This window comes from Bacillus ndiopicus, from assembly GCF_000612805.1.
Lineage (GTDB): Bacteria > Bacillota > Bacilli > Bacillales_A > Planococcaceae > Metasolibacillus > Metasolibacillus ndiopicus.
Genome location: NZ_HG964403.1, coordinates 593190 through 606984 on the forward strand (window position 1 = coordinate 593190; position 13795 = coordinate 606984).

Here is a 13795-nt window from a genome sequence, read left to right on the forward strand (position 1 = left end):
AGAATTTGATTATTTACTACATTTATTACGCCGTTTTTATCCGAAATTTTCTATAAGTGCTCGTCTTAAGTCTGGTTTCCAGTATTTCCAAGTGTGATCGCCATCAAATTCTTCATAAAATGTATTGAACCCTTTTTCATGGAATAGCTGATGAAGCTCTCTATTTGGTGCAAGGAAGTCCTTTACTTCTTTATTTGTTGTAACAACTTTATCTTCACCTTTACCAATAATATGATAAATCGATAGTGCACTATAGTTTGTGGCATTCATTACTGCCTTAAGCACAAGCTCATCAACATAAGGGGATTGCAAAATGGCTTTACCAAATACATTTGGATACTTTAGAGCTGCCATTAAAGCGGCTGTTGCGGCCATTGAATCACCAATCATAGCGCGGGTTTGACCAAGCTGAAATGTCGCATAGTTGTCGTCTAAATAAGGTACAAGCTCATGTGCTAAAAAGCGTAAAAATGCTTCATGTTCTTCACCAGAAGGGATATATTTTTTTTGGCGATCTGCAACATTTTTATATGGTACGCCTACAATAATCGTATTTTCCATTTCATAATTACCAATTAATTCATCAGCAAGCTTTGTAATGCCACCTAATTGAAAATAGTCTTTACCATCTGCCGCAATGAGTAAATTATATTTATATAGTGGCGAATAATTTGCCGGAATATAAACAAGTAGTTGAAGCTCTTCCTGAAGTGCTTCACTATAAAAAACTAAATCCTTTACTGTTCCTTTATCCAAAACACTCATTCCTTCTCAAGTAAGATGTAACGAAATTGTATCATAATCGTTGGGAAAGGTGTAATATGATGTAGGAAAGAAAATACATTAATAGAGGTGTAAATTATGCATAATCGAGAAGTTCGTGTTCATTCTGATCAAGTAACAGCAGCAACTTATTCTGCGTTGGAGCGTAGGGGAGTAAAAGTTGAGGATATTGCGGAAATCGTTTATGAAATGCAAAACCCTTATAATGAAGGATTATTGATGGAGCACTGTGTCAGCTCAGTTGAGCGAGTATTACACAAGCGTGAAGTACAACACGCGGTATTAGTGGGTGTTGAGCTTGACGAGTTAGCAGAAAAGAAAATGTTATCAGAGCCATTGCAATCTATTGTAGAGTCAGATGAAGGATTGTTTGGTGTCGATGAAACGATTGCACTTGGTTCCGTATTTACGTATGGTAGCATTGCAGTGACAACATTCGGTCATTTAGATAAGAAGAAAATCGGCATTATTAATAAGTTAGATACAAAGGCAGGACAATTTGTAAATACATTTTTAGATGATTTAGTTGCGAGTATTGCAGCGAGTGCAGCCTCACGTATTGCCCATCGTATGCGTGATTTAGAGGAAGAAGGAGAAACATTTGCAGCCATTTCACCAGATAAGCTAGGCCCGCAGCCAAAATCAAATGAGGATGTTTAAATAGAAAAACCAGCTGAGTAAGATATGATGTCTTATCGCATGTAAACTAAATTATCTTAACGAGGCAAGTTTCGTATTTAGTAGCAAGAAAATACAGAGGAGATATCACATTACAATTGAAAGCAGGAAAATTCGAGTACGTTTCAGAGACAGAAAGGTTAGTAATAAGGCCATTAAGGAAAGAAGATCATAAAAACTCAAATTAATTTACTACAACAATTGAAGAAGGGAACTCCAAAAAACGGAGTTCCCTTTTGTTATGGATTGAAAATGCCTTTTTTCAGACATTTGTATCATGTGGAAAGTTTGATAAAATAAAAGCAATGTTAATTTACGAAAGGGAATAAAGTAATTATGAAACCATCAGATATTAAAACACTTATTACAAGTGGAACGATTATTTTAGCAGTTGCGCTTTATTTAATTTTTAGTCCAGACCCAAAGGACAAACCTGTAGATGAAAATATTACAACTCAACAGGAAGAGAATAAAATCGGGCAAGAAAATGAACAACAATCAGCAGTAGCTGCTAGCATTTCCATACAATATGCGCAGCAAGCTACGGGAAATAAGCTGCAAGCAGTTAAATATTTATCTATTAATGACGGAGATACATTTAGCATAGAAATGAATGGTGAAAAGCATAAAGTTCGCCTATTAATGGTTGACACACCTGAAATGAACTATGATAAAGGAAAGCCGATGCCATATGCAGAAGATGCAAAGGCATTTACAGAAAATCTGTTGAAAAATGCATCGAAAATTGAGTTGCTTTTTGATGTTGGTCCAGAAACAGATAAATATGACCGAATACTCGCTTATATATATGTAGATGATGTGCTTTTACAGGAATCTTTGTTAAAGGAAGGTCTTGCTGTTATGCGCTATATAAATAAGCCGAATAATACGTTAGAAGCAGAATTGAAAGAGGTTCAAGCAGAAGCACAAGCGCAAAAACTGAATGTTTGGGCGCATGAAGGTTATTTTGATGGCAAGCAATTCCATGAGGATGCAGTTCATTAAATTCATTTGAAATAGGTTAACTTCCAACCAACTTAGGAAAATCTGGACAAAAGTTAGCCGAGGTACGATTGATAATATGACAATTCGTTGAAGTTTTAAATTCTAATTGAGAATTATTCTTATTTATGCCATAATTGTGAAGGAAATAATTATTTTGAGGAGGACTTGAACTGTGAAAAAGCTTTTTCTAAGTCTTTTTGTGTTGATGTTAGGGGTATTTATATTTGCGCCTAATTATTCGCATGCACAATTAGCTGATGGAACATACGATATTAATTATCAAGTAAATAAACCGACTAGTATTTCAGCTTCTATGGCGAACGACTATTTCTTAAAGCCAGCCAAAGTAATTGTGAAAAATGGCAAAGCGACTGTGCAGTTGACGATCAAAAATAGCGCATGGGTAACAGAGTTTAACCCACCAGGTGGCGCAGCAGTTATTAATCAAAATACTAATGCAGATACACGTGTTGTGCAATTTGCAGTAGCAAATTTATCAAATCCTGTAACAGTAGCAATGAAAATTGATATTGATGATATTAATTATCATCACAGCTATAGCGTTGATTTTGTATTTGATGCAACAAGTATTCCACAAGCAACAGTAGGAAACAATACGCCAACGACAAAAGAATCATCGAAAGCTGCGAACAATGTGAATAAGACATCTAGCGCTTCAAATGCTGGAAATAAAGCTGACGAGTCAGTAAGTGTTAACGAAAAAGTAGAGAATCCACAAACAAGTGATTCACTACCATATCTTCTTATCATTATGCTTATTACTTCGGCGCTTGTATTTTATAAAGTAAAACAAACAAATTAATTAATTGGGGGAAATGACAAATGTCAAAATTTCAATCTCGTACGACAAAAATAGCTTTAGCTTCAGTATTAGCAACATCTGCTATTGTACCAGCAGTAGCAGCTTCAGCGGCTGAAACAACACCTTCACGCTCTATGCCAGATGGTAAATACACAATCGATTTCACAATTACAGATACGACAAAGCAATTGGCGAAATATGTAAAAGGTCCAGCTACTTTAGTTATTGAAGATGGTAAATATGCAATTCAATTATCAGCAGATGAGACTGTTATGAACATGTTAACGAAAGTAGAAGTAAATGGTGCAAATGTTGTTCAAGAAGTAAATGGACAAAAAGTAATCTATATTCCTGTAGAACGTCCAGGTGGCACTGTAAAGGGTGAAGGTACAGTAAAAGTTGGGGACAAAGAAATTCCAACATCATTTGAATTGACATTAGATCCAACAACAATTAAAGCACCTGAAGCAAAACCAGAGGAAAAAGTAGAATTCAAGCCAGGTAAAACATTTAAGCAAGTAAAAGATGGTGAATATGCGATTACATTTGATGCTTATCATCCAGAAACAAATAAAGGTGAATATACAGCAATTACAAGCCACATTGAAAAGGATGCAAAGTTAATTGTTAAAGATGGCAAATATTCAGTACAATTAGCGATTACTGAAAAAAGTAATCCAATGATTACTGGTTTAAAAGTAGGTGGTGTTGATGCAAAGGTAGTATCAGGCTCTGTGGAAAAGGGACCACAAGTATTTAACTTTCCAATTACATCAATTAGCGATTTAGTAAAAGCGGAAATCCATGTTGTAGTACCTGCTGCAAATATGGATAAATGGTATCCATTCGGTTTTGCAATTAACACAACAAACCTTGATTTACCAGAAGTGACGGCAGAGGAACCTGTAGAAGCAGGGGAAGAGCTTCCTTTATACATTTACAAAGATAAAACAAATGAAGTTTCTGTTATGTCGAATTATGTGAAACCGACTGTTACAGTGACGGAAACAGAAGAAAGTTTCCTTGTTGATTTAACATTTGTACAAGGTCAATACTTGAACAAATTTGATATTAAAGGTGCAACAATCGCTAATGAGAAAACGGTTGAAGCGGGCAAAAATACAACAAAAATCTATACAGTCGAAACAACAAACTTGGATGCTATTTACACAGCGACAGTTGATGTCTCTGTAGATGCTGGACCTGTGAAATATGATTCAACATATCCTGTGCAATTACAATTTGGTGGTAAGCAAAATCCATTCAAAGATATTACAAAATTAGGCGACTACGGAAATATCGTAACACTATATTCTTTAGATATTTTCAAAAAAGCGGATAAATTTAATCCAAACGGCAAAGTGAAGCGCTCACAATTTGCATTAATGCTAAACCGTTACCTAGGGCTTGATGCATCTGCAAAAACTACATTTAAAGATATTACAAAATTCGATGCTGAAACGCAAAATGCGATTAAAGCATTAAGTGAGTCTGGTATTATGAATGGCACATCTGCAACAGCATTCGAGCCAACGAAGGAAGTTACTCGTCAGCAAGCAGCGGTTATTATTTACCGTGTTTTAGAGGGGGCTGGCTATAAAGCAACTGGAGCAAAAGTGCCGTTTAAAGATGTGACAACTTCAAATAAAGAAGTAGTAACAGCGATTGCTGAATTAAATGCATTAGGCATTATGACTGGCAATGAAGGTAAATTCAATCCAAACAACACTTTAACACGTAGCCAAATGGCGAAAGTTATTTTAAACACACTTTATGTGTTAGAATACTAAGAGAATAATTCAAAGAGTTGGCTTCCTCTCACTATATGAGGGGGAGCCACTGTTGTTATTTTGATTCAGTGGGCGTTTGGATGTCCCATTTATAGTACGAAAAACAACATCCACTGAATCAAGATCAAGCAAAAGAAAGGAAGCTAAAAATGAAAAAATACTTACCACTTTTATTGCTTATGGCTGTCATGCTACTTGCTGCTTGTAGCGGAAAAACAGTGGCTCCAGAACAACAAAAAGATAATGATTCGGAAGAGAAGCAAGAAGAGCATCGTATTGTAGCTGGAACAGTTGTTGTGGCAGATATTATGGATCGTTTAGAGCTTGATGCAATTGCTGTACCAGACACTGTGAAACAATTACCTACTCGCTTTGCTGGCTTACCATCAATCGGTAATGCGATGCAGCCAGATATGGAGATTATTAAATCGTTAAAGCCAACAGAGGTATTATCAGTATCAACATTGGAATATGATTTAGCTCCGACATTTGAGCAACTACAAATACCTGTCGATTTTGTTGATTTAACGAGCATTGATACGATGCTTACCGAAATTGAAGAACTAGGAAAGCGCTATGCAAGGGAAGAACAAGCGAACGCGCTTATTGAAAAACTAAATGGCGAAATCGCCCAAGTAGAAAATGTTGCAAGCCAGCATGAGCAGCCGAGCGTTCTTATTTTACTAGGTGTGCCAGGGAGCTATTTAGTTGCTACGGAGCATTCATATGCAGGCGACCTAGTACGACGAGCTGGTGGAGTTAATGTTATGGCTGGTCAGGAAGCAGAATATTTAGCCTCTAATACAGAGCATTTGTATAACAGCAATCCTGATATTATTTTACGTATGGCACACGGGATGCCAGATGAAGTTATTAAAATGTTTGATGAGGAATTTAAAACAAATGATGTTTGGAAGCATTTTAACGCCGTGAAAAATAATCGCGTATATGATTTAGAGGAAGAATTATTTGGTACAACAGCAGCATTAAACGTGTCAGAGGCATTACAGCATTTAATTGAAACTTTCTACAATGAGTAACTTAAAAGGTGTTGTTAAGTGATGAAAAAAATAATTAGCACTGTTATCATTGCTGCTTTGCTTGTGATAACAGCTATATATGCTGCGACAACAGGCAGCATTAAAATGGGGTTTTGGGAATTCATTAGCGCATTATTCGATCCAAATAACGAAACGATGGCAGCCATTCGAGATTTGCGTTTCCCACGCATTATTGTAGCGATATTTGCTGGAGCTGCTTTATCTATAGCGGGCGCCTTGCTACAAGCGATTATGCGCAATCCTCTTGCAGATGCAGGTGTTATTGGGATTTCGTCAGGAGCAGCCTTTACAAAATTATTTATTGTTTCAGTTATTCCAACTTTGTTTTTTATGACGCCGATTTTTGCATTTATCGGTGGTGCCCTTGCCTGTTTTTTAGTGTTTGCATTAGCGTGGAAATCAGGTTTAAATCCACTGCGTTTAATTTTAATTGGTATTGCCATCAATGCGATGTTTACAGGTTTAACGGAGGCCTTTATTAGCTTTGGAGGCTCTTTAAATGCTTCTGCTAGTAGTGTTCTTGGTTCAAGCTTAGCATTTAAAACGTGGGATGATGTAACGATTATTGCAATTTACGGTTCAATTGGCATAGTTTTGGCGTTCGTTATGTATTCATGGTGTAATGTGCTTGCATTGTCTGATAAAACAGCACAAAGCATCGGCTTTAATGTTACATTGGCACGTTTAGCGATTGCGGCAGTTGCCGTATTATTATCAGCTATTTCAGTCGTTGTAGCAGGAGTTATTGCCTTTGTAGGATTGCTCGTTCCTCATATTGCACGACGCATCGTTGGACATGACCATAAAGTGCTATTACCTTTTACAGCTTTGCTCGGTGCATTTATTATTTTATTGGCAGATACGATTGGGCGCACAGTAATCGCACCATTAGAAGTGCCTGCATCGACAATTATGGCGATTATAGGTGGTCCATTTTTAATATTTTTACTGAGAAAAGGGTGATAGTGTGGAATTACAAAAAATTGTTGTCTCACATGACGGTAAAAAACAACATTTACAAGGTGTATCAACAGCGATACAGCGCGGCAAAATTACGACTATTATTGGCCCAAATGGCTGCGGCAAATCAACATTATTAAATGTAATGGCACGCAATCATTCTCCACTTCAGGGCAAAGCATTACTAGACAATAAAGATTTAGTTCATTATCGACCAAAGGAATTTGCACAAAAATTCGCGATTGTTTATCAGCAAAATGATATTCCTCAAGATTTAACAGTTGAAAAGCTTGTTAGCTATGGGCGTATGCCTTATCACTCATTGCTAAAAAAGAACGATGCTGATGATGACAAGGCTGTTGATTGGGCATTAGCATGTACAAGTTTGAGTGAGAAACGTCAGCATGATTTATCGGCATTGTCTGGAGGAGAAAGACAACGTGTATGGATTGCGATGGCATTAGCGCAGCAAACAGAGCTACTATGCCTAGATGAGCCAACAACATACTTAGATATTTACTATCAGCTAGAGTTATTAGAGCTAGTAAAAGAGCTTAATGAAAAGCATGGTTTAACGATTGTCATGGTGCTACATGATATAAATCAAGCAATTCGTTATAGCGATCATATTATTTTAATGAGTGCAGGGTGTATTGTCGCAGAGGGGGAGCCCCGCAATGTTATTACAAAGCAAACAGTGAAGGAAGTATATGGTGTCGAGGCGATATTTCAAGAGGACGCTACTCTCGGATTGTATATGGTGCCAATCGGAATTTAAGGAGGCGATAATATGAAGGTGAAAATTATAAAAGCCATTTGTATTATCGTCTTTATTATGTCGGCTGTTGGGCTCGTTAACCATTTTTATAGCTACAAGCAAGTGGAAACGGAGCTTCAACAAGTACAGGAAGTGTATGAGCAAGTTGAAGAAGAGATAGCGGCAGAGTATGATGCAAAAAATGCAAAATTTATTGAGCTACAAAAAATCAATTCTGATATTGTCGGTTGGCTTCATTTAAGCGATTCACAGCTTGATAATCCTGTATTACAAACAAATAATAATGAATTTTATTTGCATCATAATTATGCGGGCGAAAAAAGTCGTGCAGGTAGTGTTTTTATGGATTACCGCAATGATTCTAATGCACGTCATACGATTTTCTATGGGCATGTTATGCGCAATGGCACGATGTTTGGCGAGCTGGCAAAGTTTGCTGAGCAGCATTATGCAGAGACACACCCATATTTTATTTACGAAACTCCGAATGCAACATACCGTCTAGAAGTATTTGCAGCTTATGAAACGACAACAGATTTTTATTATATTGAAACAGATTTTACTGAAGACACGTATGTAGCATTTTTACAGACGATTCAGCAAAAATCGGTTATTCGTATGCCTGTTAATGTGACAGAAGACGACAAAATTGTTACGTTTTCAACATGTACAACATCACCAAACGATAATGAACGCTTTGTCGTACATGCAAAAATTGTTGTCGAAAAATAAAATCTTGAATTCGAAATATTTTTCTTGACTCATGTAAAAATGTGAATTATACTAAGTTACAAATAGTAAGTAATAAAGTTCAGCCTTGCAGCATAAAAATTAATGTTTAACAAATCACCTCAGTGGGGATATGTAATGATGTAGGCTGCTTTATTTTTAATAAAATATCTCGAAATCGAGACAAAAAACAGGAGGGTTTTTTTATGACAAACTGGACAGTAGACCAATCACACTCAAGCATCGGATTTAACGTAAAGCACATGATGGTATCAAAGGTAAAAGGAGCTTTTGAATCTTATACAGCTCAAATCGAATCATCTGATTTAGCAGATTTATCAACTGCAAATATTACATTTGTAATTGATACAGCAAGCATAAACACGCGTAACACAGATCGCGATAATCACTTAAAATCAGGAGATTTCTTTGATGCAGATCAATTCCCTAAAATTACATTCCAATCAACTTCGATTGAAAAATCAGGTGATTCATATAAATTAACAGGTGATTTAACAATTAAAGATGTAACGAAACCAGTAACATTTGATGTAGAATTCAACGGTAAAGGCACAAACCCTTGGGGTCAAGAAGTATACGGTTTTGAAGCAGAAACAAAAATTAACCGTGAAGACTTTGGTTTAACATGGAACGCAGCACTTGAAACAGGCGGGGTTCTTGTAGGTAAAGATATTAAAATTCAAGTAGAGCTTGAAGTTAACCAAGCATAATTGATTTGGTGGAACACGTAAAATCACTCACAATGACAAAAAAGCAAGGAATCTGCTAGCAGTTTCCTTGCTTTTTTAATACTGTTCAAATGTATTTGCAATAGATGCTAAATCACTATATGCAATCGTTGGAATTTTATCGAGTCCAGCGCGATCAAATGTCATAGAAAGTACGACATGATTTTTATTTTTAACAGGCTGTTGCCAAATAAATGTGAATTCTGTAATTTGTGGTGCGTCAGCAATTTTGGCTAGCATATTATAGCTATCCTTTAGTAATGTATCAAACGACATAAATTCTGAGCTTTGCATTTCGACAACAACGACTTCTTCATTTTTCTTTGGCGTAACCTGAATATCTAATACTGCATTTTCTAACTGCTGATCTTTTGTCATTTCCTCAATTGTACGCATTGTTGCATAGCCAGGTGTTTTTTCTAAAGCAATTTCTTCAACTGTCTGTTCTGGGTTTTTATTTTTTGAGGAAGAGAATCCAGAAATGCCAACAACAATAAATAGTACCAACAATATTAAATAAAAGTTAACAAATTTTTTCATCGTAATCATCCCTTATACTTGAAAAAATAGTAAAAAAGACCCCCGGCAATCCGCGCCGTTCAATGGGGTCTTTTGCGTGTATTAGTTGTTCCGGCTAATACACTAGGTTTGGCACCTAGTGACAAATTATAAGGGATTTTGAAGAAAAAATCAATAAAAGATAGGAACAGCTAGACAAAGCAGAAGCCTTGTCCAGCTGTTAGTATGCTGAGGGGGTTTTTATGATGTTTGAAGTTCTTCCTGCTGTAAAGGCGGCATAGTAAAATATAAAAACGATTCATCTTCAAGTTCTAGTAACTTTTGTTCATTAATACCGATTGATAAAGGTCCAGAAAAAATTGCTTCCCACCAAGTTTCAGTAATAATCATTGAAATTGCCTCCTTGTCGATGTAAAAATATATAAGAGAATGCTTATCCTAAATTTGGTTGCCTGACGGTAGTCATTTTTGATCCAGCACTGCTAAAACTCCTGCTAGGTCAAGGGTAATTCTCTAACTGATATTATGGATTTTCCTATTCAAGCTAGAAAAAACCTTAATGCAGAGCTATGCTGAGGCACAATTGATGTACAATCAATTGAAAGGATAATAAGCAATCGTTATAGTAGTTAATATGTGTGGGAATGATGAAATTATGCATAAAAATAAAAAATGGAGAGGAAGTTTTTTATGAATTTTACAGCTCAAGATGTAGAAAATATGATAACAGCACAGCGTAGCTACTATTTTTCACGTGCTACAAAAAATATAGAATTTCGCAAGCAACAATTGTTAAATTTAAAAGAAACAATAAAAAAATATGAAAAAGAAATTATAGATGCTTTAAAGTTAGATCTGAACAAAAGTGAATTTGAAGCATATGCAACAGAAATCGGAATCGTCCTAGATAGCATTACGCATATGGTGAAAAATATCGATGACTGGGCAAAGCCAGTTGCTGCAAAAACACCTGTTCAATTTCAGCCAGGAAAGAGCTATATTGTTCGTGAGCCGTATGGAGTTGTTTTAATTATTGGACCATTTAATTATCCATTCCAGCTTGTAATGGAGCCGTTACTTGGTGCAATTATTGGTGGCAACACTGCAATAATTAAGCCCTCTGAAGCGACTGTTCATACAACAAAAATTATTAAAAAAATTATTACAGAAACATTCGCTGAAAATTACGTGCGTGTGGTAGAAGGAGAAAAAGCAGAAGTAGAGGCATTAATCCATGCTTCATTTGATTTTATTTTCTTTACAGGCAGCGTGTCGACAGGCAAGGTTATTATGCGTGCTGCTGCCGAAAGATTAACGCCAATTGTATTAGAATTAGGTGGAAAAAGCCCTGCGATTGTTGATCAAACTGCCAACTTGCAAGTCGCAGCAAAGCGCATTGTTTGGGGGAAATTTACGAATAATGGGCAAACATGTGTCGCTCCTGATTATGTTTTGGTGCATAGCTCTGTCTATAAAAAATTTATTAAAATTTTGAAGCAAACGATTACGGCCTTTTATGGAGAAAATCCGCATCAAAGCGATGATTATGGTCGTATTATCCATCATCGTCATTTTGACAAGCTAAAGGCGATATTAGAGGTCGATGCTGAGTACATTACATTTGGCGGAACAACAGATCGTGAAGATTTATATATTGCACCAACGATAATTGAAGGTGCAGGATGGGATAGTAAAGTAATGGAAGATGAAATATTTGGTCCGATTTTACCGATTATGGCCTATAACGATTTAGCAAATGCAATTCACGCAATACGCCGTTTGCCAAAGCCTTTAGCCGCGTACTTATTTACGGAAAATGATAATGCACGTGAATATTTCCTAGAGGAATTGCCGTTTGGTGGAGGCTGTATTAATGATATTATGGCGCATGTAGGTAACACTAATTTACCGTTTGGTGGTGTTGGACCATCAGGTATGGGTGCTTATCATGGTCAAGCAAGCTTTGAATGCTTCACACATCAAAAATCAATTTTACAGCGCTCAACAAAGCTAGCGACCAATATACTATTCCCACCGTATAAACAAAAGGTTAAGCTAATTCGTAAGGTGATGAAATAAAGCTAGGCTAAAAGTAAGTATTCGCATGTTAAAGCCTGCTTTTGCATGCAAAACTAAAAGCGCATGAAACTTTGATTTCATGCGCTTTCTTTTTGATGTTCTAACGGGATTTTAATAGTAATCGTTGTACCGACATGCTCCTCGCTTTGAATATTAATGGCCCCGCCATGCTCACAGATAATTTTATTTGAAATCATCATACCTAAACCAGTGCCATGAATCTTTGTCGTATAAAATGGTTCGAAAATATAGCCGATTAAATGCTGAGGAATTCCTTCACCTGTATCGGAAATTTCGATATAAGCAAAATGTTCATCATGATGGCAAATAAGCGTAATTGTACCGTTCTTCTCGATTGCTTCAATTGCATTTTTAACAATATTAATAAATACTTGCTTAATTTGATTATTATTACCGTAAATAAATAAACGGTCACTACTAAACTGCTGAACTAATTGAATTTGATGCTGCTCTAGCTGAAACTCGAAAAACAGTACGATATCTTGTAGAATTTCTAATAAATTAAGTGGGCTCTTTTGTTCAGCGAGTGGCTTAGAAAGTACTAAAAACTCGGAAATAATTAAGTCAATTCGCTCGATTTCAGACTGAATAATGTTTGTATATGCAAGATAGGGTGATTGTGAATCCTCGTTCATCATTTGAATAAATCCTGATACGACCGTCATTGGATTGCGAATTTCATGTGCTACGCCTGCCGCAATTTCCCCTGCTAATTTTAATTTCTCTGATTGTAAAGACAGCTTTTCATTTTCTTTAAGGTAGGAAATATCCCGTGAAATAACCGAAACAGCTAACATATCTCCGTAAGAATTATAAATAGGGGATAATGAAATTTGTGCATCAAAAATGGAGCCATCCTTGCGCATATCTTTCGTTTCGAGTAAACGGAAGCGTTCTCCTTGTAGTAGCTTTAGAAATCTTTCATTTGCTGCATCCGTATTTTCAGGTGCTACGAGTTTAAGCGATTGACCAATGCATTCTTCTCTTGTCCAGCCATACATTTTTTCGAAAGCAGCATTTACTTCAATAATTTTATTATTTAAATCGAACACCGCCATTGCATCTTCAGCATGATCGAAAAATAACTTTAAATATGCTTCGGTTGAGGAAAATTCAAGCCTCTTATCTATATTTCTTTTTTCCTCATAAAGCCAAAGCTTCTTTGCGTACAGTGTTTGCAAAAAGCCAACGATACATAAAAATAATGTGAAAAAAATAAAGCTTTGAATAGGGTGGGTAAGATTAATATTGGATTGTTTAAAAACAACAACGAACGCTATTTCAATAGCCGTAACAATTGCTAATATCGTATTAATAATATGTGATTGATAAACATTGGCGATAAGTAATAAATATAAAAAACCAAATAAAAATAATAATTGGCCGCTCCCGAGTGTTAACGTGATAATCAATATATTCCATGTTAAAATTAATAAAATTTGAACGAATCGTGCATGTACTTTTTTATAAAGTAAAAGTCCAATCAATGCTACAACTAAAATAATAACTAGTGTATAGCTATGAGTATAGTGGACAATACCGAATAAATTAATCGTAATAAAGAACATTGTACAAATGAAAAGCGAGTAGTAAATAAATAAGTTGCGCTTATGTATAATGGCAAGTGGATGCATTATTTTCTCCTGAAAAATTTTAATTATTGTTAAAACTTGTATAATACTTTATGTATAATTGAACCATAAAACTGTCTGTCGATATACATTAAAATTTGATATGATAAAATATAACTTCAATTAGTTGGGGATTTTCTTTTCTTCACTAATTACTAGTTTTTATTTATCGTGTTTTACAGGTAGTTC

Annotated in this window: 14 protein-coding genes; 10 read left to right on the forward strand and 4 right to left on the reverse strand. The window is 35.8% G+C overall.

Annotation, left to right across the window (positions count from 1 at the left end; translation table 11 throughout):
• Positions 1–36 precede the first annotated feature (36 nt).
• Positions 37–756 (reverse strand): alpha/beta hydrolase, encoded by a 720-nt coding sequence (locus TY13_RS02605; protein WP_081796909.1) that lies wholly within the window; start codon positions 754–756, stop codon positions 37–39.
• Positions 757–861: 105 nt separating this feature from the next.
• Between TY13_RS02605 and TY13_RS02610 the strand changes: the two genes are divergently transcribed.
• From TY13_RS02610 to TY13_RS02650, 9 genes are all read left to right on the forward strand, one after another.
• The gene (locus TY13_RS02610) at positions 862–1443 is read left to right on the forward strand and encodes a phosphatidylglycerophosphatase A family protein (protein WP_042471284.1); all 582 of its coding nucleotides are present in this window, start codon (positions 862–864) and stop codon (positions 1441–1443) included.
• Between the two features lie 354 nt (positions 1444–1797).
• A complete protein-coding gene (locus TY13_RS02615) occupies positions 1798–2466 on the forward strand; it encodes a thermonuclease family protein (protein WP_042471285.1) in 669 nt (222 codons plus the stop codon).
• A 172-nt stretch (positions 2467–2638) separates the two neighbouring features.
• Positions 2639–3289 carry a heme uptake protein IsdC gene (gene isdC, locus TY13_RS02620; protein WP_230199365.1) on the forward strand — a complete coding sequence of 217 codons (651 nt, stop codon included), beginning with the start codon at positions 2639–2641 and terminating at the stop codon, positions 3287–3289.
• Between the two features lie 20 nt (positions 3290–3309).
• A complete protein-coding gene (locus tag TY13_RS02625; RefSeq protein WP_042471287.1) occupies positions 3310–5079 on the forward strand; it encodes an NEAT domain-containing protein in 1770 nt (589 codons plus the stop codon).
• Between the two features lie 149 nt (positions 5080–5228).
• Positions 5229–6119 (forward strand): heme ABC transporter substrate-binding protein IsdE, encoded by an 891-nt coding sequence (gene isdE, locus TY13_RS02630; protein WP_042471291.1) that lies wholly within the window; start codon positions 5229–5231, stop codon positions 6117–6119.
• Between the two features lie 18 nt (positions 6120–6137).
• Complete coding sequence (locus tag TY13_RS02635) at positions 6138–7103, forward strand: FecCD family ABC transporter permease (RefSeq protein ID WP_042471292.1); 966 nt, start codon at positions 6138–6140, stop codon at positions 7101–7103.
• Positions 7104–7107: 4 nt separating this feature from the next.
• Positions 7108–7878, forward strand: a complete 771-nt coding sequence (locus TY13_RS02640; RefSeq protein ID WP_042471295.1) for an ABC transporter ATP-binding protein — start codon at positions 7108–7110, stop codon at positions 7876–7878.
• A gap of 12 nt (positions 7879–7890) precedes the next feature.
• Positions 7891–8610, forward strand: coding sequence for a class B sortase (srtB, locus tag TY13_RS02645; protein ID WP_042471299.1), 720 nt, complete (start codon positions 7891–7893; stop codon positions 8608–8610).
• A gap of 203 nt (positions 8611–8813) precedes the next feature.
• On the forward strand, positions 8814–9338 hold the full coding sequence (locus TY13_RS02650; protein ID WP_042471302.1) for a YceI family protein: 525 nt from the start codon (positions 8814–8816) through the stop codon (positions 9336–9338).
• Positions 9339–9413: 75 nt separating this feature from the next.
• Here the strand turns inward: TY13_RS02650 and TY13_RS02655 are convergent, their stop codons facing one another.
• Together TY13_RS02655 and TY13_RS20815 are read right to left on the reverse strand one after the other, a co-directional pair.
• Entirely contained in the window at positions 9414–9896 is a 483-nt protein-coding gene (locus TY13_RS02655) for a hypothetical protein (RefSeq protein WP_042471306.1), read from the reverse strand.
• A gap of 219 nt (positions 9897–10115) precedes the next feature.
• A complete protein-coding gene (locus tag TY13_RS20815; RefSeq protein WP_195891646.1) occupies positions 10116–10265 on the reverse strand; it encodes a hypothetical protein in 150 nt (49 codons plus the stop codon).
• 300 nt (positions 10266–10565) lie between these two features.
• Between TY13_RS20815 and TY13_RS02660 the strand changes: the two genes are divergently transcribed.
• On the forward strand, positions 10566–11954 hold the full coding sequence (locus TY13_RS02660; RefSeq protein WP_042471308.1) for an aldehyde dehydrogenase: 1389 nt from the start codon (positions 10566–10568) through the stop codon (positions 11952–11954).
• A gap of 77 nt (positions 11955–12031) precedes the next feature.
• On the opposite strand, the gene TY13_RS02665 is transcribed toward TY13_RS02660, so the two are convergent.
• On the reverse strand, positions 12032–13609 hold the full coding sequence (locus TY13_RS02665) for a two-component system sensor histidine kinase NtrB (RefSeq protein ID WP_042471309.1): 1578 nt from the start codon (positions 13607–13609) through the stop codon (positions 12032–12034).
• Between the last annotated feature and the right edge of the window lie 186 nt (positions 13610–13795).